This window comes from Muriicola sp. E247 (assembly GCF_041358175.1).
Lineage (GTDB): Bacteria > Bacteroidota > Bacteroidia > Flavobacteriales > Flavobacteriaceae > Muriicola.
On sequence record NZ_JBGKBE010000002.1, the window covers coordinates 275,975 to 301,668 of the forward strand.

A 25,694-nucleotide genomic window follows, 5' to 3' on the forward strand; every position below is an offset into this window, starting at 1 on the left:
ACATTATGAATAAATTTTTCCGTATTTCCATCTGTTTATTTCTCTTTTTAGGTCTGACAACGGTTTATAGTCAGGATTCAGTCCTGGAAGAACTAAGTGAAATAGCAATTATTGATCAGAAAATAATGATGCCCATGCGAGATGGGATTCGTCTGGCCACAGATATTTACAGGCCAAAAGGAAATCAGAAAGTCCCGATCATATTTTCAAGGACCCCATATAATTTTAACTCCTGGGGTGATGGGGAACAGAGAACCAGAACGGCAGCCAGGGCGCTGGAGGCGGTAAAGAGGGGCTATGCCTATGTAGTTCAGAATGAAAGGGGAAGGTATTTCTCGGAAGGAGAGTGGGACATCCTTGGAGTTCCTCTTACAGATGGGTATGATGCTTTTTCCTGGATGACCGACCAGAACTGGTCTAACGGAAAGATCGGTCTTCTGGGTTGTTCATCTACTGCGGAATGGCAGATGGCCGTTGCAGCCCTTGACCATCCCTCTCTGGGCGCCATGGTACCACAGGCATTTGGAGCTGGCGTTGGTCGTGTCGGGGACTTTTACGAACAAGGGAACTGGTATAGGGGAGGAGCAGAGCAAATGCTCTTTTTTGCCTGGCTCTACGGAGTGGAACACGATAAGTTTAAACCGCGAATCCCCGCCGGAGCAACACAGGAAGACCTGATCAGAATTTCAAGGTTTTACGATCTGGCTCCTGAAAACCCAGCCGTAGATATGTCGGAGGCATTAAGGCATTTACCTATCCAGGATTTTACCAAAAATATTTCAGGGAAAAAGGAAATATTCGACAAAATGGTGAGGAGAAAACCCAATGATAAGGCCTGGTTTGAGGGTGGTCTTTACCATGATGATATGGAGATCAATATTCCCGGATTCTGGTTTGCGAGCTGGTACGACGTATCTATAAGTCCTAATCTGGCTCTCTACAACCATGTTAGAAAAACAGCCAAGGATGCCTCAGTGAGAGACAACCAGTACCTGGTGATTGCACCTACCCTGCATTGCGCTTATACCAGGGCTACGGAGAATACTATTGTGGGAGAACGGTCGGTAGGAGATGCCCGATTGAATTATGAAGAACAGATCTATGCCTGGTTCGACCTTTGGCTGAAGGGTGAAACCAATAGCTTTAAGAAAGATATTCCGAAGGTTCAGTACTATACCATGGGGATCAACAAATGGAACTCCTCAGATACCTGGCCTCCTGAAAAGGCCCAAATGACTACCTATTACCTCCACAGTGGAGGGAAGGCCAACAGCCTTTACGGAGATGGACAACTTAGCCTCGAAAAGCCAGCTGACCAAGCATCGGATACTTTTATGTATGACCCCATGAACCCTGTTCCATCATATGGGGGGAATGTTTGTTGTACCGGCAATGCCGTTAGAGGGGGTGCTTTTGATCAACAAGGGATGGAGACAAGGAACGATATCCTTGTCTACACCTCCGATATCCTGGATAAAGGGATAGAAGTTAGTGGTTTTATTGAATCGACCCTTTATTTATCGAGTGATGTTAAGGATACAGATCTCACCATAAAACTCATTGATGTTTACCCCGATGGAAGGGCCTATAACCTTGACGAAACCATTCAGAGAGTTCGATATCGGGAAGGTTATGACAAAGAGGTTTTTATGGAAAGTGGAAATGTGTATCGGGTTGATCTAACACCTATGTCGACCAGTAATTATTTTGAAAAAGGACATAGAATCAGAATTGAAGTGTCGAGTAGCAATTTCCCCCGATTTGCCAGAAATTTAAATACGGGAGGAAATAACTTTGATGAAAAAGAAGGGGTGGTTGCGACCAATACCATTCATCATTCGCGGGAATACCCCTCTCAAATTAGTTTGCCTGTGATCTCTGATTAAGTTTAAATAGAAATATACAGGTCAGACCTAAATGAAAAGCATTTAGAAATGAAACCTGTACTGAGAATTTCGCTGACATTACTTTTCTACCTTCTCTTACTTGCTCCGTTCTACGGACAGGAAAGCCCTGCGGAGAAGAGACAGCAGATGATAAGTGAACAGCTTATCCCCAGGGGGATATCAGACAGAGAAACTTTAAAAGCTATGGCCCGTATTCCCCGGGAAGCTTTTGTTCCTGTTTCACAAAAACCCTATGCTTATGACGACCGGCCTTTGCCTATTGGCGACGGACAAACTATTTCCCAGCCTTTTATGGTTGCCTTTATGACCCAGGCCCTGCGTTTAAAAAGATCTGACAGGGTATTAGAGATAGGTACAGGCTCAGGCTACCAGGCAGCCGTGCTTTCGCAGATAGTAGATACGGTCTTTACTGTTGAGATCATTCCTTCCCTTGCCGAAAGGGCCTCTCGCCATTTAAAAAACCTCAATATTCACAATGTGCAAATCCAAGCCGGGGATGGCTATTTTGGATGGGAGGAGAAATCACCTTTTGATGCCATTATAGTTACGGCAGGGGCAGAAACAATCCCACCTGTATTAATCGACCAGTTATCTGAGGATGGAATAATGATCATTCCGGTTGGCCCCCACAGGGGTGTCAGGCAACTCATCCAACTAACTAAAAAGAAGGGAAAAATAAAAACAAAATCCCTGATGGATGTCCGTTTTGTTCCTTTTGTAAGGAACCGTTGAGGGAATAATTTGTTCTATACATTTTAACCATCCAGCCCGGGTAAAGTCCGCTTCCATTTATTGAAAATTAAATTGGGAAAAATGGATCAAATGTGAGGTTTTTAAGGGGAAAAAGAGTAAATTAGTAAGCATTGATTCCGGTTTTGAAGAATGCTTACAGAACCGTTCTTCTTCCATTTTCAATTGCGTCTGACAGAGGTTATAAACTCCTGTTTCATCTGTCATATTCCGATTTAATGAAACGACTTAAAATTCCAGCATTATGAAAATATACGACGATAAGCACATCAAAAATGTGGTCTTTGTAGGAGCACATCAAAGTGGAAAAACAACCTTGTCTGAAACGATGCTTTTCGAGGCCGGATTGATCAACAGAAGGGGAACCGTTGAGAATAAGAATACGATCTCTGACTATCATGAAATAGAACATGAACGAGGCACTTCTGTTTTTGCAACTCCACTGCATACTGAATGGCGAAATTACAAGATCAATATTATAGATACTCCGGGGCTGGATGATTTTGTCGGGGAGATTATTTCTTCCATAAGGGTTGCTGATACGATACTAACAGTGATCAATGCGCAAAATGGAGTAGAAGTAGGCACGGAGATCATCTGGAACTATATCGATAAGTATCAGAAACCTACCGTCTTTGTGGTCAATCAGATGGATCACCTCAATGCCAACTTCGACATGAGTTTTAGAAGTATTAAAAACCTGGTGGGTAATAATGCGGTTCTAATTCAATATCCAATTCAAATGGATGGCGCACATTGTATCATCGACGTCCTGAAAATGAAGTGTTATAAGTTTGGTCCGGAAGGAGGAAAACCAGAAAAACTACCTATCCCCGAAGATCAGAAGGAACGTGCAGATATGTTGCATAACGAACTGGTGGAAAAAGCAGCCGAAAATGATGAAGCCTTGATGGAGTTGTTTTTTGAGAAAGGGACACTTAATGAAGATGAAATGCGGATGGGGATAAAGGCCGGTATGCTCAACCACGAACTTTTCCCTGTGTTTTGTGTTTCAGCCCTGAAGGATATGGGCAGTGGCCGACTCATGGGTTTTATTGATAATGTGGCCCCTGCAGCAGCCGATCTCAAACAGGAGCAATCCGTAGAAGGAAAGACCATCGAACGAAAAAAGGAAGCACCTACTGCCTTGTTTGTCTTTAAGACGGTCTTTCAGCCCAGCCTGGGACAAATCACCTTTTTTAAGGTAAAATCAGGAGAGGTAAATGTCAATGACAAGTTGGTAAATTCCCGAAACGGGGAAACGGAAGTTCTCAACCAGCTATTCATAATGGACGGCAAAAACAGGGAGCCAGTCAACAAACTAACCGTAGGTGACATCGGAGCGAGTCTGAAATTGAAACACACCGAAACAAATGACACCCTCCATGTGCAGGGTGCCCCTGTAACCATTAAGCCTATTCAATATCCCGACTCCAGAACCCGAATGGCGGTAAATGCAAAAAATAAACAGGAAGAAGAGAAACTAAGCGAAGCCCTTAAAAAGATTCACAGTCAGGACCCAACCGCAGTTATTGAATACTCCAGAGAATTAAGGCAACTCATTCTGGGGTGCCAGGGAGAACTTCATCTTGCAACCATCGACTGGAGCCTGAAAAATAATTACGGTATTGAAGTAGAATTTGAAGCTCCGAAGATTGCTTACAGGGAGACTATCCAGCGATCCTCAGCTGCCAGCTATCGCCACAAGAAGCAATCCGGCGGTGCAGGGCAGTTTGCAGAGGTGCATTTAAAGATCGAACCGTGGACGGAAGGTATGCCTGAACCACAGGGGTTTAATATCAGGGGAAAGGACGAAATCGACCTGCCATGGGGTGGAAAACTTGTGTTTTACAATTGTATCGTTGGCGGAGTGATCGACATCAGATTCCTGCCTTCTATTCGAAAGGGTATTCTTGAGGTTATGGAATCAGGACCGCTTACGGGATCTTTTATAAGGGATGTCAGGGTTATGGTTTATGATGGGAAAATGCACCCGGTAGACTCTAATGACATAGCCTTTAAAATCGCCGGAGCCCATGCGTTCAAGGAAGCATTTTTAAATGCAAACCCTAAATTGCTTGAACCAGTACAGGAGGTTACCGTTAGGGTGCCGGAGGAAACGGTGGGGAGTGTGATGACCGATCTGCAATCAAGGCGTTCGATTATCCAGGGAATTGATAGTATTGATCATTTTCAGATTCTGAAATGTGCGGTACCCGAAGCTGAACTCTTCAGGTATTCAACAGACCTAAGGTCCCTTACACAGGGGAAGGCCACTTTCAGTACCGTCTTTTCCTCTTTTAAAGCAGTACCTAAGCATATCCAGCAAGACCTGGTCGGATCACATGATAAATAAGAAATAAAAGAACGGGAGCTTTACGCTCATTAATTCCGAATGAAAACCAAGTGGAATAGGATTCGGCATGTCAGGATTTGAGAAACGATAACAACTATATAGACTTTCATTGCCACCCTTCATTAAAACCTTTTGGAAAGAGTTTTAATGCTCTGCCGGTGGGTGAGAATACAGCAGACAGGAGGAGGAAAAAGAGTATCTGGTACTACGATCCTCCCTCTGTTTTTGATAAAATACTCAATTATATCAGTGGCCTGACCAAATTCTCCCAGTCGAATTTCACTGCGCTGACACTGGGAGGGGTTACCACAGTCTGTGTTTCGCTTTACCCCCTTGAGAAATGGTTCATCCGAAACAGGATGAAAAATGAATTGATTCTCGACCTTGCCTCAAATTTTGCCCTCGGCATTGGAGCTAAACGGGTAGACCATATTCAGGGTATTCAGGATTATTTTGAGGATATTGTTCTGCAATACGAGTATTACAGGCAATTAGACGGAAAAGTTTTCAGGATCTCGGGGAATAAAATTCGTTATAAACTTGTCAGGAATTACGAGGACATCAAAAGGTATCGGGAAGAAGAAACTGCCACTAAGATCAGAACAATCGCCGTAATTATTTCAATTGAAGGGTTGCATGTACTCAATACAGGCCTGGGGAATACGCCGACAGAAGATGAAGTTTTACAGAACCTAAACACTGTAAGGCACTGGGAATTTAAGCCCTTTTTTATTACCGTGGCTCACCACTTCTGGAATCACATCTGTGGGCATGCTCCGAGTCTTACCGGTGTCATTTTAAAATATACGGATCAGGAGGAGGGCCTTGGGGAAGGATTCACTTCCCTTGGAAAGAAGGTCCTGCTGCAAATGCTTGATAATACTGATGGCCAAAGGATACTGCCCGATATTAAACATATGAGTATCAACGCCAGGAAGGAGTATTATGACATGCTGGATAATGGGGGAGATGATTTCAAAGATATTCCCGTTATTGTGAGCCATGGCGCCTGTAATGGTCTTCGGTCTTTCGAAGATCCAACACCAGTTCATCTGGAAACAGCAGCCGTTCTCAATCCTGTCGCTATCAATTTTTTTGATGAGGAATTGGTCAGAATAGCTCAGTCTGGCGGAATAATAGGCCTGCAGCTTGATGAGAGGAGAATTGCCAACAAACAGACATTAAAAGACACCAAGAAATCTGTAAAGCGCCATAAAATCATGCACTACAGGTCTGAACTGCTCTGGAATCAGATCAGGCATATACTAATGGTCCTCGATTCGAGGGAGATGTTTGCCTGGGACTGTATGGCTATAGGTTCCGATTTTGACGGAATCATAGATTCCCTGAATGGCTTCTGGACTGCCGAAGAATTGCCCTTTCTGGCGGATTTCCTGGAAAGGCATGCCTATAATTATATGGAAAACGTTTCTTTGAAGCTTCCTGAGAACAGAATTGGTGCCGATGAGATTATACAAAGGATCTTTAGTGAAAACGGCGATCGATTTCTCAGTCGGAATTTTAATTAGCCCGAAGAGATACTATAGAAATAAAGTAAGGAAAAGGATCAGGCAGAGTTGATGATTTTATTTAACTTACTCAAAAATCAAATGAGCTATGGAAATTTTAATTAAAGTACTGCAAGGAATTGTAGGTCTGAGCATTCTCAATGTATGGTTGATTCAATACAATAAACCAACACGCTGGCGTGGGGGGGATGCAAAAACCATCCTGGAGGAATTTAAGGTTTACGGACTTCCCGCATGGTTTTGTTACGTTGTAGGAACCCTCAAAGTAATTCTGGCAATAATGCTTTTAGCGGCCATATGGTTTCCCGAATTGAAACTGGCGGCAGCATCGGGGCTCGCACTCCTTCTGGCCGGATCAATTTCGATGCATTTCAGAATAAATGACCCCATCATCAAGTCGTTTCCTGCTTCTCTCTTTCTGGCCTTGTGCCTGATCATCATTTTTTATGGATGATAAGAAGTGGGAGGGTCACATTTGAGGCAGTATAGCATAAAATAAATACCCACACAAAACAGCATAGGTGAGAGCTGGCAGGACCGCTAGCCAGGGATCTTTGATTTTTATCCGGACGATAACTCCAAGTGACATCAGTATTGTAAGCCCTGCTAAAGCCATTAGACTCAGGGCAGGACCGGTGAACATTCCAAAAAATATCCCTGCGCTCCCAAGTAATTGTAAAATACCTGTTAATTTCCTCTGTTTCGGTAGGCCATATCTTTCAAACTCCTTTTTCATCCGCGGAGCGAAAAAACAACTAAAACCAAAAAACAGGAAAGAGAAAGCCAGGAATAAACCCAGAAATTCATCAATTTTCATAGGGAAGAATATCTTGCCATTTGATTAGGCGGCAAAGATACCCAATTTGAAGAGAAGCTTTACCTGGGGTTTGGACGCTAAGATCGAGGTGATGATTAAGGAAAAATGTAAATTTAGCCTCTAAAAATATGAAGGAGAAAATTTATATCGTCGGAGCCGGAATAAGCGGACTCATTGCTGCATTAAATCTTGAAAAAGCAGGGTTTAATCCGGTGATTTATGAAGCAAGCGACTCACCAGGGGGAAGGATAAAGACGGATATTATTGAAGGATATCAGCTCGATCACGGATTCCAGGTTCTTTTGGATGCTTATCCGAAAGCCATGGAATACTTTGATTACGACAAATTAAAATTACGGAAAATCTTACCAGGAGCCATTCTGTTTAACGAGGGAAAGACAACTACCCTTGGTGATCCCAGTCGGCACCTTCCCTTTTTGTGGCCCACATTGGTTTCGGGTGTTGCAAATTTGCGGGATATTTACTTATTGTGGTCACTACACAGGAGTGTACAGCAACAGACGGATAAGGAGATCTTTTGTTCAGAAGAAATGCCAACGATAGAATTTCTTAGTCGTATGGGGTTTTCTAATCGGATTATCCATAAATTTTTTAAACCCTTTTTTACGGGAATATTTCTTGAAACTGAATTAGAAACCAGCTGTCGAATGTTTCAGTTTGTGTTTAAAATGTTTGGTAGGGGATATGCTACAATTCCCGAAGGCGGTATGGGTGCTTTGGCAGGGCAATTAATTGAGCGACTTCAGCGCACAACTATACACTACAATACTCCCGTAGCCGTATTAGAAGAAGGAAAACTGACCTTAGCAGACGGCAGTTCTGTTCCTGCGGATGGTATTTTGGTCGCTGCGTCATCAAGTGATCTCCTGCCGGGTGATTCAGGAGCTGTGTTATGGCTGAGTTGCGATACCTTGTACTTTGAAACTGAAGTCAGAACCATTAAAAAGCCCATTATAGGACTAATTACGGAGTCCGATTCCCTGATCAACAATATCTTCTATCCCACAAGTATTTCAAATATTCAGAAAGGTGCCAGTGAATTGCTCTCTGTAACTGTAGTAAAAAGACACAAGCTCAAAGAAACAGAATTGATCAGCAGGGTAACAGATGAATTAAATAGGATTTGCGGAATTGAGAATCCCCGCTTTATTAAACGATACAACATTGCAAAAGCATTGCCCGCCCTGGATTCACTATCGACAGAATGGACCGAGAAAAAAGGAAGATCGGGGGCAAACATTTATATAGCAGGAGATCATTTACTTTATGGTTCAACCAATGCAGCCATAATCAGTGGAGAAAGAGCTGCCCGGGCGATGATCGACAACCTAGAAGTTCAGGCATAAAAAAACCGCCAAAAGGCGGTTTGTTTTTATCTGAAAAAGTACTACTCTGCTGGCATAACCACTGCATCGATGGCGTGGATTACCCCATTGGAAGCAGGAACATCTGCCATGATAACCATACTGGCATTACCCTGCGCATCGATCAGTTTAACGTTTTCGCCATCGAGAGTCAGTGTTAACTTATCTCCCTGCACGGTTTCAGCTACAAATGATCCGTCATTACTATTTATCGCTTCCACAACCGCAGCTGCTGAAAATTCTCCTGCAACTACATGGTAGGTAAGCAAATTGATTAAAGCGGCTTTGTTTTCAGGTTGTAGCAAACTTTCTACGGTTCCTTCTGGTAATTTTGAAAAACTGTCATTGGTAGGGGCAAAGACCGTGAAAGGTCCGTCACTACTCAGTGTTCCAACCAGGTCGGCCGCCTGGACAGCAGCGACAAGCGTACTAAAATTTTCATTTCCACTGGCTACACCAACAATTGTTTCCGTAACCATAGGCTCTTCAACAGGTGTTTCCATTTCGGTAGAGGCCATTTCGACAGCCTCTTCTGCATTGTCTTTTTCTTTTTTTGATTCGCCACAGGATATCATCATTAACCCTGCTAGCATAATGGTACTTAAAATTCTCATAATTTATTATTCATTTTAGTTATAGGCCGAAGATAAGTAGAACAAACAAGGAGAAGTATTAAATATTGTTTAAAATATATATTAAAAAGTTAAACATAACATAAAGTAGGTTGTTTCTTGCCGTTTTCTCATAAATTTAGATTTCTTGAAGTCAGTAGAACTTTAAAAACTAATGAAATAGCTCATATGAAAAAAGAACAAGAATTATTAAAACCTGTTAATCTCGGACCTCTTTCCATGCTAAATCGTGTAGTTATGGCCCCGATGACCAGAAGCAGGGCAAACAATGAAGAGAACAAGCCTACTGCAGAATTACAGGGAGAATATTATGCTCAAAGGGCATCGGCCGGACTCATAATTACGGAAGGGTCCCAGGTTTCAGAGCAGGCCGTCGGATATGTAAATACTCCGGGAATACATTCTGAAGAACAAATAAAAGGGTGGAAGGAAGTTGTAGAAAAAGTACACAAAAAAGGAGGTCGTATTTTCATTCAGTTATGGCATGTGGGCCGAATGTCACATCCTGATTTTCACAATGGTAAACTTCCTCTGGCTCCTTCTGCAATCAACCCGGAGGAACAATCCTACACTCCCGATGGGTTTAAGGATACAGTTGAACCAAAGTCTATGACGATCGATGAAATTCATCAGACTATCCGGGACTTCGCCCAGGCAGCTGAAAATGCGGTAGAGGCCGGTTTTGACGGTATAGAAATCCACGCGTCTAATGGGTATCTTTTCCATCAGTTTTTTAATAAATCGAGTAATAAGCGAACAGACGATTATGGAGGAAGTATTGAAAAAAGGGCAAGATTCCTTTTTGATGTACTAGATGCTGTTAGGGAAAAATTACCGGAAAACAGAATAGGAGTGAGGCTTAACCCTTCATTGCACGGTTCTTTTGGCATGACCATGGATAAAGAAACCATTCCTACATTTGATTATATTGTAGAAAAGCTAAATAGGTACGACCTGGCTTATTTGCATCTGTCTGAACCTTTTACAGATGTTTCTGATTTGCCATATGCCGTTACGAATATAGCCCAACATTACAGACCCATCTACAAAGGCGTCCTAATGATCAACAATGGCTTTGATCAGGAATCCGGGAACGAGATACTTGAAGCAGGGCATGCAGATCTCGTAGCTTTTGGAAAGCCTTATATTTCTAATCCGGACCTGGTAGAACGCTTCGAACAAAATGTTCCCCTGGCAGAATGGGACCAAAGTACTTTTTATACCCCCGGCAAGGAGGGATATCTCGATTATGAGAAAAATACTGCCGAAATGAGCGGGACACAATAGTAGACTTATTCGTAATTTAGTGAGAATTAAAAATCAGATACCATGAAATTTACAAGAAATGCAAAAGCCCAATGGTTGGGTAGCGGAAAAGACGGAAAAGGACACTTATCCACAGACAGCAAAGTTTTAGACAATACCCAATATTCTTTTCACACCCGATTTGAGGACGGTGAAGGAACCAATCCTGAAGAACTCATAGGTGCTGCCCATGCTGGCTGTTTTGCTATGCAACTCAGTTTTTTGATCGGGGAGGCCGGATTTACACCCGATGAATTGTCTGTAAACGCCCACGTCCATTTCGAGGACGGTAGTGTTACCGGTGTGACCTTGGACCTTGAGGGAAAAGTGCCCGGTATTGATAAGGACAAGTTTGCTGAAGTGGCAAAAAAAGCAAAAGAGATTTGCCCGATTTCAAAACTATTAAATGCTGAGATCACTTTAAATGCTAATCTGATTTAGCAAATTGACCTCTAAGAAAGGAATGGGCTTTTATGCCCATTTTTTTTCTCTTGTTTGTAAAAAAACCTCAAAACAACCGCTGTAATTCATCGAAAAAGCCGTCAGAATCTATGTTCGAACTGGAGTTTAGGGTAATTTTAGCATTCAATTGAATTGAATTAAAAATAATTGTAGATATGAAAACACGACATCTTTGGGTTTGGGTATGCAGCTTATTCGTTTTATTAGGTTGCTCTGAATCAGAATCCATGACAGAAGAAACGGGCCGACTTACCATTCAGTTAACGGATGCCCCTTTTCCCCATGATATGATTGCGGAAGCCAATGTGACGGTATTTAAAATTGAGGCAAGAGAGAAGGGTGAAAATGAAGATGAAGAAGACACCGGTGAAGATAGTATGATGGACGATGATTCCGGAAACGGATATATCGTACTTATGGAGGAGGAAATCACAGTTAATCTTCTGGATCTAACGAACGGAGTTACTGAAAACCTAGTCGATACAGAGATTCCCGCCGGCGAATACGATCTTTTTAAGGTTTATGTGAAAGGAATCAATGTAGTTCTGAATGACGAGGAAATGACCGCATACGATCTGAAAGTACCTAGTGGTGAGCAGTCGGGTATCAAATTATTTGTCGATCCTCCTCTGGTTGTTGCGGGAGGGCTGTCGGCTGATCTGTTATTTGATTTTGATGTCTCCAGGTCATTTGTAGCCCGGGGGAATATCAAAAGACCCGAATCCTTTAACGGGTTTATCTTTAAGCCAGTGATCAAGGTGAGTAACCTAACTACTGCCGGTACCATACAGGGCATGGTGACAAGCCTTATAGAAGCGGAATCTGTGCCTCTGGAAGGTGTTCAGATTTCAATTCTGAGGGAAGGTGAAGTAGTGACCAGTTCCTTTACTGATGAGACGGGAGGCTATATGATTCTTGGACTTGATGCTGGTGACTATGAAGTCATGGCCGAGTTGGAAGGGTATATAAGTCAGTTTGTAGAGATGGTATCTGTAGTTTCCGGAAATTCGACAAGGGTTGATTTTGAATTGGAACCAACGGAATAGAGAGACAATAAATTAGAAATAGAGCGGGGCGTCAACCCCGCTTTTTTTATTAAATATTTCTTAGACTTAATTGCAATTCGGATTAGTTGTCCTAACAGTTTCATTAAAGACTGCGTTCAAAGAACTCATTCAGACTTCTGATCAATGCCTTGGCTAGTATGTCGGGAGAAGAAAATCTATGGGATTCATTTTTATTGGGTATTTTGATACCTTGAATTGACGGAGTTAAAATTTCAGATATGAGCTTAAAAGGACAAAACATTCTGGTAACAGGGGCATCTAAAGGAATCGGATTTGCCATTGCTGAAGAACTGCTCAAACAGGGGGCGAGGGTAGGAGTGCATTATTATTCTGGAAAAGAAAAGGCCAATGCCCTGGTGGCTAAATACGGTGCAGACCGGGCAAGAGCCCTGCAGGCTGATCTTTCCGACAGCGATACCGTACCTCAGTTGTTCAAAATGGCTTTGGACTTTCTTGGGAGCCTGGATTCCATTGTATTAAATGCAGGGGTTTTTACACCTCATTCAACCAACATGGCAGTAGATGATTGGTTTAACATCTGGAAGCAGACCCTTGCGGTAAATCTCGATTCGGCAGGATTGCTGACAAAACTGGCCCTTGATCATTTCAAAGAACAAAAAGCAGGCAGATTGATCTATATAGGTAGCAGAGCTGCCTTTAGGGGCGAAACAGAAGAATATCTGGCATATGCGGCTTCAAAAGGAGGCTTGACCTCCCTGGCTCGTAGTGTTGCCAGATCCTTTGGAAAGTTGAATATAAAATCCTTTGTCATCGCCCCCGGCTTTACCAGAACGGCAATGGCAGAGCAGTTTATCCGCGAATACGGGGAGGAAAAGGTGCTGGGTGAAATTGCTTTAAATCAACTGACGGAGGTCACCGATATTGCCCCCCTGGTGGGATTTATGTGTTCGGGCGCTATGGATCACGCCACAGGCACCACCATCGATATAAATGCCGGGAGTTATATCCATTAAATTAAGTTTTCCTGAATTATAACTCTATTCTTTCTTAAATTCAATATAATTCAATCGGTAATTAATCTCGTGCATTCGGACAAAAAATGCCCTCACTCGTCCGTTTGACCTGATCTGAAATATTCTTATTCCCTTTTTTTGCTTTCGAATTTTAGCCGGAAAGTCCTGTATTTTATACCAAGCTTTCTCAAAAGAAGTTAGATTTTTAGTTAAAAGCCAGCATCGGAGTTTTGGACTAACTGAAGATCATAACCAACCAAACCAATTAAAAAGGGCGCTAAGAGCGCTCTTTTTTTATCTGTGAATTTGGAAAGCAGGACAATTCCTTGTATGTTGAAAGGAGACTTATTACCTTTAAACACTTAAAATCAAGAATGGCAAGATCGCAGCAGACCTATAGTAAGGGGGAAAGAGAAAAAAAACGCCTTAAAAAGCAAGAGGAGAAAAGAAAGAAAAAAGAAGCCAGAAAACTGGCCGCTAAAGAAAATCCTCAGGGAATTCCTTTAGCCTATGTAGACCATAATGGTAATCTCGTGGACACCCCACCGGATCCTTCACAGAAAGTGGAGATTGAAGCCGAAGATATTGTTCTGGGTATCCCCAAAAAGGAAGAAGGTGATGAAGAACCATTCGATCCTGTACGCAAGGGGAAAGTCTCTTTCTACGACAACTCCAAAGGCTTTGGATTTATTATCGATTCGGAAACTCAGGAAAAGTACTTTACACATGTGAGCGGACTCATCGATGAGATCGCGGAAAACGACACGGTCTCCTTTGAACTTGAAAAGGGAATGAAGGGCATGAATGCAGTGCGTGTAAAGCAAGTCTAGCTTATTTCATTTATCATCTCCTAGCACCATCTTTTGCCTAAATGGCAAGGTTTATACCCTATTTCAATTAGTCTAATTAGGCAATGCTGGGGCAGGGATATCTTCCTGTTTTTGATTTCAGGCTACTACTACTTAGTCTGTAAGGTGTTGATTAACAATGTCATTAGTGATTTATTGCATAAGTTTATCATGAGAATTCCTTATCTTGTATAGCCCCCGGCATCGATTCGCTGGGGAAACGCGCCAACCTAAAACCAATAATCATGAAGACTCAAAATCGACTTCCCTCTTTACTCTGTTTTGTTTTCCTTTTTATCAGCATTTCTCTATTCAGCCAAAAAGACGATGTTGTGGATATTATCCTTACCGTCGATGTTTCTCAACTCGGCGATAATCCCAATGCACCCGGAGGCTGTGCCTTTATGGCCGAACCCAACGCTGTAGTCCTGGAAAACTTAACTGCTAAGGATTTTACTATTGGAGTGGAAAATGGAAAAAAACTAAAATGGAAAGGACGAACTACCGATGGAGATGTTGTAAAAATCCTAAAAATCCACTACCTGTCAGGGACTAACATTTTTAACAAATCCAATTTGCGCAGGTGTTTGTTCGGAAGAAAAGTTAGAAATAGGGTAAGACAAACTACCATTGATAAACCGGACTACATTTACGGCATTAAATTTAAGGTAAAGAAAAAGGGCAAATACTACCTCGATCCAAAAATCAGGGTCAAATAGATATCAGGCATTGCGTGAATTAAAGTATACTTATAGAAGTTAATTTGGAGTAATGAATCCTTATAGAATCGAAACTTATGAGATCTTTCAACGCTCATATTGGATTTCTTATGTTTTTCTGTGTGAGCATGACCATAGCCCAGGAAGTACACAAGATTAAAATACAAATTGATACTAAAAATGCCTCTCCGGAAAATGCAATACACTGGTCCACAAGCGAGAATACAAGAGTATTGGACTCTGGAGAGTTCGGTCCCTTTACCTTCTTCGCCCAGGTTGGTGATCATATCCAATGGGATATTATGTCCCTTACGGAACCGGATGTCCCGATAAGTATTACAAGTTTGGAATACATCAGGGGTCCCAGGATATTCAGTAAAAACCTGATACAGGGAACAGAAGACACTCAGGCTACGGTCATCAGGGGAGGAAAGGAGTACTATGTCTATGAACTTAATTTCCGAATAGGAAACCTCAACAAGGTACACCAGATCACTTCCAGGATCAGAATAGGGGATTAAAGAATAAAACCAATCAATCATGAGGCAAGAACAATTACCTTCCTTTTGCTCAAGGGCCCGGATATTCCGTTTCCTCTGGCTGGTTATATTTCTCTGTCAGGTCGGTTATGCACAAAACCAGAAAATTGCTGATAGTTTAGTATTGATTTATGAGTCGGGTAACTACGAAGATGATCAGCTTATTAATATACTAAGTGATATTGCCGCAAATAGTCCGGATCCTGACGAGTCCCTAAAATATTGTGAAATTCTGTTGGAAAAAGCTGTGGAATTAAATTCTACTATGGGGATCTTCAGGGCATATCTCCAGCAGGGGAATGCCTTTGAAACAAAAGGCGATCTCAGTCTATCACTCAACAGTTATTTTAAGGCTGTAGACCAGATCACCACTATAGGAAATAAGAAGGAACTTGCGAAAGCCTATATAGCCATTGCGGGGGTCTATGCGGGCATGGATAATAAACAGAATCTTATTGAGTACTATTCTAATGCTCTGGAAATCCTGAAGGATCTGGACCAGACCAATTATGCGATCTCTATGGAAAACCTGGGGGATGAGTATCTAAAATGGCAACAACCGGATTCTGCACTCCTGCTTTTCGCTCGTTCAGGACTTATATTTGAAAAATTGGGTGAGCAGAATTATATAGCCTACAATAAAGGAAATAAAGGACTCGCCTACGCTCAAAAAGGGCAATATGAGAATGCAGAAGCCTATATCGCAGAGGCGATTACCAAATTAGAAGAGATTGGTGATTACCGGGCTGTATCGGTATACCTTACCGGTATGTCTGATATATACGCCGCAAATAATGATTGGGATTCGGCTTTCAATTCTTCACTGAGGGCTTTGAAGATGGCGCAGAATTATGGCCTTAAAGCAGAAATAAGTCTGATCTACCTAAAGCTTTCAGAATTATTTGAACAAACCGGATATTATTCAGCCTCCCTTAAATACTACCGAAATCATATCGCTTACAGGGATAGTGTACAAAATATAAGTGAAGTACAGGAAATGGCCAATAACGAACTGGCAAGAAAGCAGATTGAAGTAGACCTCCTCAACCAGAGACGTAAAACCCAAAGAGTGATCGTGATTGCAACGGCCATTGCCCTCTTTTTTATTTTACTGCTGGCCATTGCTTTGTACAGGCGAAATATCTACATCAAAAAAACGAATGCGGTCATCGAAAAAGAAAAAGAACGATCAGAAAAGTTATTGCTGAATATACTGCCGGAGAAAACCGCCAATGAACTTAAGGAGTTCGGGAAAGTAAAAGCAAATAAATTTGAGTCCGTTTCCGTACTCTTTACCGATTTTATCTCTTTTACAGCCCATTCAGAACGTACAGATCCTGAGCTGCTTGTCAATTCCATCAGTGTTTATTTCGGTGCCTTTGATGATATTATCGAAAAATACGGTCTCGAAAAGATCAAGACCATAGGGGACTCCTACATGTGTGCTGGAGGCCTGCCGGAACCTCTTGAAGACCACGCTGTAAAGATGGTAAAAGCTGCTTTAGAGTTCCTTGCTTTTGTTAAGGAAATGAAATCAAAGCGAAAAGATGGTGAGCCTAGTTTTGAGATGAGGGTGGGGATTAATACAGGTCCTGTTGTAGCCGGTGTAGTGGGCCATGATAAATTTTCCTATGATATCTGGGGCGATACCGTAAACGTAGCTGCAAGAATGGAACAAATGTCTGAAAAGGGAAAGATCAATATCAGTGAATCTACTTACGAATTGATCAAAGACGAATTTGAATGTGAGTTAAGAGGAGAATTTGAAGTAAGGAACAAAGGAAGGATGAAAATGTACTTCGTGAAGGGGAAGCAGAAGAAGTCAAAGTCGGCAGTTTTAAGTGGTTCTGAAAGTGATCCTAATAGTGATTAAAATAAGAAGATTTAAAAGTTTAGATCATAAGAATTTCCTATCTTATTAAAAATTAGTTCAGCATGCCCATTTATATGGATCGCCACGATATTCCCGATGAGATAAAACCGGAACACGTGGCAAAAATGCACCAGGAAGACCTCAAAGTACAGCACCTCTATGGCTGTAAAGGGATGACCTATTGGTGTGACAGTGAGAGACATACTGCCTTCTGTTTAATTGAAGCTCCGAACAAGGAGGCCATTCAAAAAATGCATAACCATGCTCATGGCGAATTTCCACATCAAATCATTGAGGTGGATGCGCATCTCGTCGAATCCTTCCTGGGCAGAATAGAGGATCCCGAAAAAGCGGAAGATCAGGAGCTCAATATTATTGATGATCCTGCATTTCGAGTCATCATGGTGATAGAAGCGTCTAATTTCCTCAACAGGCTCGAAGGGAAACAGCTTTCAATTTTTACTCAGAAATTCCATCAAAGCGCTTCCAAGGCATTCGAAAAGTACGAAGGGAATATTGTAAGGGAAAATGACAAATCCTATCTGGTTTCTTTTAATTCAGTTTCCAATGCGGTCATTTGTGCACTAAAGATCCAGTCGAAATTTAAATACAGCTATCCCAAAATTGATTCCGAACACAAAAGATTAAAGATCGGACTCTGTCCCGGCTTGCCCGTCACAGATAAGGAGGGCATTTTCTCGGAAGCCGTTTATCTGGCGACGCAAATGTGTGAGTTGATGAAAGACGAAATCATCGTAACCGCCTCTATTAAAGCATTGTATGAGAATGAGAACAGAAATGCTATAATTGACAATGAAGTGATCAGGATCCTCACTCCAAGGGAAGAAAAATTCTTACTTCGATTAGTGGAATTCTGCGAATCTACCTGGAACTCCTCTGATTTTAATCTTACCCAAATGAGTAAAAGCCTGGGCAACAGTACTTCCCAGATATATCGTAAACTCAAAAAGCTAACCGGAAAAGCCCCCAGTGTTTTTATGCGGGAATACCGACTCCACAAAGCCTTGGAACTAATACATCAACAAAAGGGTAATATCGCTGAGATCGCCTTTGAAACCGGATTTAACAGTGCCGGGTATTTTACCAAGTGTTTCCATGATAAATATGGTATTCTCCCTTCTAAATATGCCAGATTAGTCTGAATTTAAAACAAATTTTTCCTGACGATTGATTTGTGCCATTCTTTGAATGAATTTTAGAGGCCTTGGATTTTAGGTTATAGTAGCTTTGGATAAAACTAATCCAACAAAGTTATGACCAAAACAATTAAAGACCTCAGCAAGGAAACTCTTACTGATTTCCAGGCTAAACTAAAGGGAAGGACGGTATTCCCTTCAGATTCTGAGTATACAGAAACATGTAAGGTATACAACGGGATGATCAAAAAGTCGCCCGGTATGTTTGTTATGTGCGTTGATGTTGCAGACGTCATTGCATCCGTAAATTTTGCCAGGGAAAATAATATATTACTCGCCATACGAGGTGGGGGCCACAATGGAGGTGGCCTTGGCTTGTGTGATGAAGGAATGGTGATCGACCTATCGGGGATTAAATATGTCAGAGTGGATACATCAGATAATACTGTCCGCGTAGGTGGAGGCAACCTCTGGGGGGAAGTAGATCATGCAACACACCCTTTTGGCCTGGCTATTCCTGCCGGGATCATTTCATCTACCGGGGTAGGCGGACTCACCCTCGGGGGAGGTGTTGGCCATTTATCCCGCAAATACGGCCTTACCATAGATAACCTTCTTGAAGCAGATATGGTACTGGCTAACGGTTCATTCGTCACTGTAAATGCGGACCAGAACCAGGATCTGTTCTGGGCAATTCGAGGCGGAGGAGGAAATTTCGGAGTAGTAACCTCTTTTAAATTTCAGGCTCATCCTGTTAAAACGGTTTTCGGGGGTCCCACCTTATGGCCGGTCGAAAAAACTCAGGAAATTATGGCCTGGTACCATTCCTTTATCGAAGCGGCTCCTGAAGACCTCAATGGGTTTTTTGCCACCATGGTGATTCCCGGTCCTCCTTTTCCGGAATCGCTACACCTCAAAAAGTTTTGTGGAATTGTCTGGTGCTATACGGGTGATTTGGCAAAAGCAGAAGAAGTGTTTAAACCCATAATGGCCATGAATCCGTTGTTTCAGCATGTGGGGGAAATGCCTTATCCATCAATTCAGACCATGTTCGATGGGTTACTGCCTTCCGGTTTTCAATGGTATTGGCGAGGCGATTTCTTTAACGACCTGAATGAAGACGTCAGTGCCCAGCACTTGAAATTTGGTTCCGAAATTCCAACACCTCTTTCCCAGATGCACTTGTACCCCATTACAGGGGCTGCAGCCAGGGTAGGTGCTGAAGACACCCCCTGGGCTTATCGGAATGCGAAGTACTCAGGCGTGATTGTCGGCGTAGACCCGGATCCTGCCAACGCAGGGAAAATCACACAATGGTGTAAAGACTATTGGGAAGCATTGCATCCCTATTCTTCGGGAGGCGCCTATTCCAATTTTATGATGAATGACGAAGGGCAGGAAAGGGTAAAGGCCAGTTACAGGCACAATTATGCCCGTTTGCAAAAAATTAAATCAAAATACGATGCGGGAAACCTGTTCAGGGTAAATCAGAATATTGCACCTGATACAGCTACAGCCTGAGTTTTTATAATTATTAAAGTGTTTTGCTAAAATAATCCTAAGCCAGGATACTTTCATGACCTGAGTCTTTCACAAACAGGCAGGAACTATTGGTTTTGTACACCATTTCCTTTACAAACCGAAAGCTCAGGTTTTCCTCCATTCCAAAGATGTTCAGGTCGGCTGAAGGGGCATTCTCAACAATCGTTTTAAACTCCCCGACAAAAACTTCAGTTTTGGTCATAGGGAGACGGGCAAGGTTGATCAGGGAGTTGAGGAAGTTCTTTGCGTTCTCCTCCTCCTTTGGGTTGTTGATGACGGTGATCAATCTGATCTGGGCCTTCCAATTGGTTTTTAATTTATAAGCAATCAAAAGGGAAAGATCCAGATTCCCGATATCCCAGCCCAGGTTCCAGTTGTCCTGGCGGTCGCTTATCCAGACGTTGATCATATTCCGCTCTCCCAGCAGGGCCGTAGGATGACTCACATAGAGCAGGACCCCGGTCTCGAGCCGGATGGATTCTTTGATAATGGGCCGCACTTCCTTTTCGTAATCGTCGTGTTCTTGAAGGTTGAGAAAGACCACGTTGGGTTTAAAAAAGGCTCCTTGCAGGGCCTGACTCGCGTAGTTGATCCCTTTGGTAAACTCTTCTGTATGGATGACCGTCCAGGAGGAGAAAACGCCCTTGGTGCGGAACGATTCAGAAAGATTGCCTAATTGCCTGGCCAGGGTACTTTTCTCCGAATAAGGTTCAATTCCCAGCAGTTTAATGGAGCCTTTGGGTTTTGCAATATTCCTGAGAAACTCGAAGATTCCTTTGGCGCCATTTATATCCCTTACTGGGACCATTAAATTCGGTTTCCAGGCCCGCTGCTGCATTTTTTTCATTCCCCAGGTGTGTTTGGCAGCCCATTCGGCGAAGGATACAAACAGGCCTGATCTCACATCCTCAAACGGTGTTTCCAGGTTTTGCCGGGATAGATACCAGTACACAACAAATACGATCAGTACCGACAGCAGGCTTACCGTAGGGTTGATGATAAACATGGCAAAAACCGAAGAGATGAGTCCGATCCACGGAACCCAGCGGTGTATTTTAAATACAGGACGATAACTGATCAGCCCCAGATTTTGTTCGATGATTACTACAATATTGATCATGGCATAGGTGATCAAAAAGAAAAGGGTGACAAGGGGGGCGATGGCATTGATATTTCGCAGCAACATAGTGGCAAAAATCAGGATGCCGGTAATGATCATGGCATTCCTGGGTTGGCCATTGGCACTTTGTCCGGAAATAAATTTGGAATAGGGCAGTACCTTGTGTTCGCCCATGGCAAATAATATACGGGAAGATCCTACAATGGAGGCAAGGGCAGAAGAAAATGTGGCACCCAGAATTCCCGCGATAATCAAAGGACCAAAGGCCGCTTTTTCAACAATTACATAGTAATCTGAAATCAGCTCAGCTTCGGTGGCACTTCGTGACAGCCAGTAGGCCAATGCCATATAGATCACAAAGCTCACCCCAATGGCCCACAGGGTACCCACAGGGATACTTTTTTTTGGGTCTTTTAGTTCTCCGGACATATTGGCTCCCGCCATGATTCCTGTGGCTGCAGGGAAAAAGACCGCAAAGACAATCCAAAAATTACTCCCGCTGAAATTATTCTCCACCGAGCCTTTAAATGATCCAAAACGAAGCACATCTTCGTTAGCCTGGAACATGGATCCCTCATAGGCTGCCCAGATAATGGAAACAAAGGAAAGTACGATGACGCACATAATAATGTACTGGGTTTTTATCGCCAGGTTCGCACTTACATAAGCGATTCCAAATAGTATTCCAAAGACAAGTACGTCAACAAGAAAGGGGTTATGGTCAGGGAAAATTCCCAGCCAACCTTCTCGAAAACCAAAAATGTACATGGTGACCGCAAGGCCCTGGGAAACATAGCGGGGGATCCCCAGGCTACCCCCAACTTCCAGGCCGAGCGCCTGTGAAACGATAGCGTAAGCCCCTCCGGCCCCGATGCGGATATTCGTGGTGATTGCAGACATGGAAAGAGCCGTGCAAAGGGTGATGGCAAAAGAAATTATTATAATAAGCCATGCGCCAAGGAGGCCGGCATTACCAATTACCCATCCCAACCTCAAGTACATGATCACCCCGAGAATGGTGAGCAGGGTAGGGGTGAATACACCTCCGAAAGTGCCAAATTTCTTTAGTCGGGTAGCGTTGGTTTCCATGCGTGGTTGGTCTCGATCAGCTTAACAAGTGAAATATAGGCATAATCCTCTATCAAAGGGAAGGACACAATGATTTTTGTAACAAAAAACCGAATTTTATATCAATTTATTTTAACACAAATACATGGAAAACAAATTACATTTGTCTGCATTTTAAAACGGTAAATCTCAAAACATATGAAGGCCGCAACAACACCAAAATAGGGTTATGCCAAATAACAAATATACTGTAGAGATACTCCAGTTAAAAACTGTTCAGGAAATACCCGGGGCCTGGAAGGGAGAACAATTTCGAGGACTTCTGCATCATCTGGAATACGATGGAGTTGAGGAAATTCCGGAAGATGATTTAAAAGACATGGCCTCTATGGCACTTTCAGATTTTGAAAAGGAAGAAGCTGTGGAAAAAGTACTGGAATTCTGGTTGGGTGATAAACTCAACAAAGGCCAGCGCAAAAACCTGGCCAACGAGATGCAGGAAGACCCCCTGTGGGTGGAGTACTCAGACCTGTCGTTGCATGAGGAGTTGTTTCACGTGGGTTGTATGTTATACTGGACCTTTCCCAGAAACTTTCCTTCTCCCGATATTGCAAAAGTGGTCCTGAAAATCTCTTCTTCTCATCCCGATTCTAAGATCAATCTGAATACCCCAAGTCCCTCCTTTCTTTGCAGGATTTTAAAGGATGGAATGGATGAATTTACCATTATGAACCGACTATTCGATGAGAACCTGGAAGGGAATTCCTTCCCTGAAGCAGAGCATATCATCTGGCAAATGGAGGCTTCTACATTCGACTCGGGTACAAACGCTGTAACTATTACCCTCTACACTTCATGGAACTGGGTTGAGGACTTAAAAGGCGCACAGGAATTTGAGTCGGTAGCTTATGCAGACGGACAACTAAATTAAAAGTGTTTTCGAATAGAAAGCCCATAGAAAGAACTATCTTATAAACTAAATATTATTAAATAATCGTGAAAAATTCTATAGCAATTTTATTACTCCTTATGAGTACAGCCCTGATAGCTCAGAAGAAACCAAAGATTCAGGGAAATAAGGAAGTCATCCAGGTAAATCGGGAGATACAGGGCACTTTTAATGCGCTGGAAATTGATGACGGACTGGAAGTTAACCTCATTCCGGGGGCAAAAAATTCCTTTATCATGGACCTTGACGCCAACCTGGTTGATATTGTCCAGTTTTATGTGGTAGACAGTGTATTAAGGGTTTATACCACCCATAATATCACGAGCAAAAAGAAATTAGATATCTATCTTAGTGTCAGTTACCTCGAACACCTTATGCTTAAGAATGACGCAAAGGTGATTTCAAAAGATCCTATCAGGGCAGAACGATTTTACCTGGTGGGTTATAATTCGAGTAAATTTGAATTGGGCATAGAGGCGGATGATGTTACAGTCACTTTACACAGAAATGCGGGAGGGGAACTCAGTATAATTTCAGAGAATACCACCATTATAATGAATGATCGCACAGATATGAAGGCCGACGTACAAACAGAAAATGTGCGGGTAACCGTAAACAACTCTGCAGATCTGACGCTCGATGGGGAGGCGGATTATGCTGCATTTAACTTAAAAAAATCGTCAAAACTCGACGCCCGAAAAATGAAGGTAAGCTCAGCAGACCTCTATACTTCAAATTCCGCGGATGTTTATGTAAATGCCAGCAAAAACATCGAGGTGTATGCCCAGGGGAGCAGTAATGTTTATGTTTATGGAAATCCAAATGTGGAAGTCAAAGGGTTTACGGATAAATCGAAGATTATAAAAAGGTAAAAGATTTTTGAAAGGAATATACCATGAGATTTAAGACTTTAATTGCCATTGTATTCGTCACCCTGATTGTGATTTTCTCTGTTCAGAATTCGGAAGTGACTAACGTTAATTTTCTTTTCTGGAAATTGTCCATGTCAAGGGTACTCATCATCCTGGGCAGTTTTGGGATAGGGGTGCTGGTAGGCATCCTGGTTTCCATTACTAAAAAGATTTCTTTGTAAATTGCATAAGATGCAGGTTTTGAAATACATATACGCTACTATATTAATGATAGCCTTAATATCTGGCTGCGGGTCACTCCCTGATAAGAAGGCTTCAGAAGCATCAGTATTAGCTCTTGATGAACTGGTTGCCGGAAGGTCTTTTGAAATAGTGTCTACCTGGGCCTTTCCCCTTATGACAAGGGGTATTACCAGTGTGGCGAATTCCGGTTTGTTAATGCCGGGCAGCAATGCCAACAGGATCGATCTGATTGGCAACTCCAATTATCTCAGGGTAAAGGGCGACAGTGTCTTTGTTTCTTTGCCTTATTTTGGCGAACGGCAGATTGGGGGGAGGTATGGAGACAGCGATGTAGGGATAAAAGTAGAGGGGATTCCCCAAGAATATCAGATTGAAAAGGACGAGAAAAAGGATTCATATCGAATTGAGTTCAGGATAAAGGATGAAATAGAATCCCTCCAATTCTTCCTTACGCTCTTTCCCTCCGGCAAGGCCGATATCAACGTAAACAGCACCCACAGGTCCTCTATTCGCTATAGCGGGACGGCAAAACCACTAGCTGAAGAATAAGTCGTGATGATATTTCCGACAAGCAAAAAAATAGTACTATTGTAAGCGCAAAAAGCGCTTGTTATGGAATCTAAAAAGCAGTTCCCTTTAATAATTGCAGCTTTCTTTGCTATCTACGTGATATGGGGCTCAACCTATCTTCTCAACAAAATAGCAGTTTCAGAACTCCCTCCATTTTTACTGGCCGGGATTCGGTTTTTAACGGCCGGACTCATCATCTTTCTCCTGGCAGCCTTGATGGGGAAGTCACTTAGGATTACCACAAAGCAATTGAAGAATACCATCCTGGCCGGCTTTCTTTTCCTCAGTTTTGGAAATGGGGTAGTGGTCTGGGCCTTGAAATACGTGGATAGTAACTTCGCAGCCCTGGAGATATCGGCACAACCCCTTCTCGTTCTTTTGATGATGTGGCTATTGCAGGGAAAGAAAATTCAGCCCATGTCATTGGTGGGGGTAGTCCTGGGAATTATAGGGATCTATTTACTGATCAACCAGGATATCGTGATCGAACAGGAAAATGCCTGGCTTGGGATAGGCCTTATATTCCTGGCAATGCTGGCCTGGGGCTACGGCAGTCTATTTGTACAAGGGGCTGATTTCCCAAAAAACTACTTTGTCAATACCGGGTACCAGATGTTCACAGGAGGGATCATGCTTGGCTTGATGAGCCTGGCTTTTGGGGAAAGGTGGAGCAACCCTTTAAGCTGGCAGCCTTCAACCCATTGGGCCATGGTATTGCTGGTGATTTTCGGGAGTATTGTCGCTTTCACTTCCTTTAATTTTTTACTAAAAAATGTATCCCCTGAAAAGGTGGCTACCAATACCTATGTCAACCCAATTGTGGCTATGATCCTGGGAGCTTATTTTCTACAGGAACCCATCACTAAACAGTCGGTAATAGCAGCCCTCATCCTCTTAACAGGCGTTTATTTTATCAACACCAAGAAAAAACTACTTCTGCTCAGTCGGTTTCGAAAATAATTCATCATTCTTCACAAAGTAGCCGTAGATTTTCAAGCATCAGCTATTCA

Annotated in this window: 24 protein-coding genes; 21 read left to right on the plus strand and 3 right to left on the minus strand. The window is 42.6% G+C overall.

Annotated elements, in window-relative coordinates; all coding sequences use genetic code 11:
• The first annotated feature begins 5 nt into the window (after positions 1-5).
• From ACA086_RS04875 to ACA086_RS04895, 5 genes are all read left to right on the plus strand, one after another.
• On the plus strand, positions 6-1,886 hold the full coding sequence (locus ACA086_RS04875) for a CocE/NonD family hydrolase (RefSeq protein WP_371002224.1): 1,881 nt from the start codon (positions 6-8) through the stop codon (positions 1,884-1,886).
• Between the two features lie 48 nt (positions 1,887-1,934).
• Entirely contained in the window at positions 1,935-2,639 is a 705-nt protein-coding gene (locus ACA086_RS04880) for a protein-L-isoaspartate(D-aspartate) O-methyltransferase (RefSeq protein ID WP_371002225.1), read from the plus strand.
• 262 nt (positions 2,640-2,901) lie between these two features.
• On the plus strand, positions 2,902-5,013 hold the full coding sequence (locus tag ACA086_RS04885; RefSeq protein ID WP_371002226.1) for an elongation factor G: 2,112 nt from the start codon (positions 2,902-2,904) through the stop codon (positions 5,011-5,013).
• Between the two features lie 158 nt (positions 5,014-5,171).
• Positions 5,172-6,542, plus strand: coding sequence for a membrane dipeptidase (locus tag ACA086_RS04890; protein WP_371002227.1), 1,371 nt, complete (start codon positions 5,172-5,174; stop codon positions 6,540-6,542).
• 88 nt (positions 6,543-6,630) lie between these two features.
• Positions 6,631-6,996 (plus strand): DoxX family protein, encoded by a 366-nt coding sequence (locus ACA086_RS04895; protein WP_371002228.1) that lies wholly within the window; start codon positions 6,631-6,633, stop codon positions 6,994-6,996.
• Between the two features lie 15 nt (positions 6,997-7,011).
• On the opposite strand, the gene ACA086_RS04900 is transcribed toward ACA086_RS04895, so the two are convergent.
• The gene (locus ACA086_RS04900; protein WP_371002229.1) at positions 7,012-7,359 is read right to left on the minus strand and encodes a DoxX family protein; all 348 of its coding nucleotides are present in this window, start codon (positions 7,357-7,359) and stop codon (positions 7,012-7,014) included.
• A gap of 128 nt (positions 7,360-7,487) precedes the next feature.
• Here ACA086_RS04900 and ACA086_RS04905 point away from each other — a divergent pair, with 128 nt between their 5' ends.
• Positions 7,488-8,726 (plus strand): NAD(P)/FAD-dependent oxidoreductase, encoded by a 1,239-nt coding sequence (locus ACA086_RS04905; protein ID WP_371002230.1) that lies wholly within the window; start codon positions 7,488-7,490, stop codon positions 8,724-8,726.
• A gap of 41 nt (positions 8,727-8,767) precedes the next feature.
• Here the strand turns inward: ACA086_RS04905 and ACA086_RS04910 are convergent, their stop codons facing one another.
• Entirely contained in the window at positions 8,768-9,358 is a 591-nt protein-coding gene (locus ACA086_RS04910; protein WP_371002231.1) for a fasciclin domain-containing protein, read from the minus strand.
• A 186-nt stretch (positions 9,359-9,544) separates the two neighbouring features.
• Here ACA086_RS04910 and ACA086_RS04915 point away from each other — a divergent pair, with 186 nt between their 5' ends.
• The 10 genes from ACA086_RS04915 (at position 9,545) to ACA086_RS04960 (ending at position 19,841) form a co-directional block, all read left to right on the plus strand.
• A complete protein-coding gene (locus tag ACA086_RS04915) occupies positions 9,545-10,663 on the plus strand; it encodes an alkene reductase (protein WP_371002232.1) in 1,119 nt (372 codons plus the stop codon).
• A 42-nt stretch (positions 10,664-10,705) separates the two neighbouring features.
• The gene (locus tag ACA086_RS04920; RefSeq protein ID WP_371002233.1) at positions 10,706-11,122 is read left to right on the plus strand and encodes an OsmC family protein; all 417 of its coding nucleotides are present in this window, start codon (positions 10,706-10,708) and stop codon (positions 11,120-11,122) included.
• 248 nt (positions 11,123-11,370) lie between these two features.
• A complete protein-coding gene (locus ACA086_RS04925) occupies positions 11,371-12,189 on the plus strand; it encodes a DUF4382 domain-containing protein (RefSeq protein WP_371002234.1) in 819 nt (272 codons plus the stop codon).
• Positions 12,190-12,428: 239 nt separating this feature from the next.
• A complete protein-coding gene (locus ACA086_RS04930; RefSeq protein WP_371002235.1) occupies positions 12,429-13,184 on the plus strand; it encodes an SDR family NAD(P)-dependent oxidoreductase in 756 nt (251 codons plus the stop codon).
• Positions 13,185-13,558: 374 nt separating this feature from the next.
• Complete coding sequence (locus ACA086_RS04935) at positions 13,559-14,014, plus strand: cold-shock protein (protein WP_369749351.1); 456 nt, start codon at positions 13,559-13,561, stop codon at positions 14,012-14,014.
• A 263-nt stretch (positions 14,015-14,277) separates the two neighbouring features.
• Positions 14,278-14,751, plus strand: a complete 474-nt coding sequence (locus ACA086_RS04940) for a hypothetical protein (RefSeq protein WP_371002236.1) — start codon at positions 14,278-14,280, stop codon at positions 14,749-14,751.
• A 77-nt stretch (positions 14,752-14,828) separates the two neighbouring features.
• A complete protein-coding gene (locus ACA086_RS04945) occupies positions 14,829-15,272 on the plus strand; it encodes a hypothetical protein (protein ID WP_371002237.1) in 444 nt (147 codons plus the stop codon).
• 19 nt (positions 15,273-15,291) lie between these two features.
• Positions 15,292-17,163 (plus strand): adenylate/guanylate cyclase domain-containing protein, encoded by a 1,872-nt coding sequence (locus tag ACA086_RS04950; RefSeq protein WP_371002238.1) that lies wholly within the window; start codon positions 15,292-15,294, stop codon positions 17,161-17,163.
• Positions 17,164-17,225: 62 nt separating this feature from the next.
• On the plus strand, positions 17,226-18,326 hold the full coding sequence (locus ACA086_RS04955) for a nickel-binding protein (RefSeq protein WP_371002239.1): 1,101 nt from the start codon (positions 17,226-17,228) through the stop codon (positions 18,324-18,326).
• A gap of 111 nt (positions 18,327-18,437) precedes the next feature.
• Positions 18,438-19,841, plus strand: a complete 1,404-nt coding sequence (locus ACA086_RS04960) for an FAD-binding oxidoreductase (protein ID WP_371002240.1) — start codon at positions 18,438-18,440, stop codon at positions 19,839-19,841.
• 37 nt (positions 19,842-19,878) lie between these two features.
• On the opposite strand, the gene ACA086_RS04965 is transcribed toward ACA086_RS04960, so the two are convergent.
• Entirely contained in the window at positions 19,879-22,071 is a 2,193-nt protein-coding gene (locus tag ACA086_RS04965; RefSeq protein ID WP_371002241.1) for an amino acid permease, read from the minus strand.
• Between the two features lie 208 nt (positions 22,072-22,279).
• Here ACA086_RS04965 and ACA086_RS04970 point away from each other — a divergent pair, with 208 nt between their 5' ends.
• The 5 genes from ACA086_RS04970 (at position 22,280) to ACA086_RS04990 (ending at position 25,644) form a co-directional block, all read left to right on the plus strand.
• On the plus strand, positions 22,280-22,981 hold the full coding sequence (locus ACA086_RS04970; protein WP_371002242.1) for a hypothetical protein: 702 nt from the start codon (positions 22,280-22,282) through the stop codon (positions 22,979-22,981).
• Between the two features lie 65 nt (positions 22,982-23,046).
• Complete coding sequence (locus ACA086_RS04975; protein ID WP_371002243.1) at positions 23,047-23,871, plus strand: head GIN domain-containing protein; 825 nt, start codon at positions 23,047-23,049, stop codon at positions 23,869-23,871.
• A 23-nt stretch (positions 23,872-23,894) separates the two neighbouring features.
• Complete coding sequence (locus ACA086_RS04980) at positions 23,895-24,092, plus strand: lipopolysaccharide assembly protein LapA domain-containing protein (RefSeq protein ID WP_371002244.1); 198 nt, start codon at positions 23,895-23,897, stop codon at positions 24,090-24,092.
• Positions 24,093-24,111: 19 nt separating this feature from the next.
• Complete coding sequence (locus tag ACA086_RS04985) at positions 24,112-24,663, plus strand: DUF4251 domain-containing protein (RefSeq protein WP_371002245.1); 552 nt, start codon at positions 24,112-24,114, stop codon at positions 24,661-24,663.
• A gap of 63 nt (positions 24,664-24,726) precedes the next feature.
• Positions 24,727-25,644 (plus strand): EamA family transporter, encoded by a 918-nt coding sequence (locus ACA086_RS04990; protein WP_371002246.1) that lies wholly within the window; start codon positions 24,727-24,729, stop codon positions 25,642-25,644.
• The last annotated feature ends 50 nt before the right edge of the window (positions 25,645-25,694 follow it).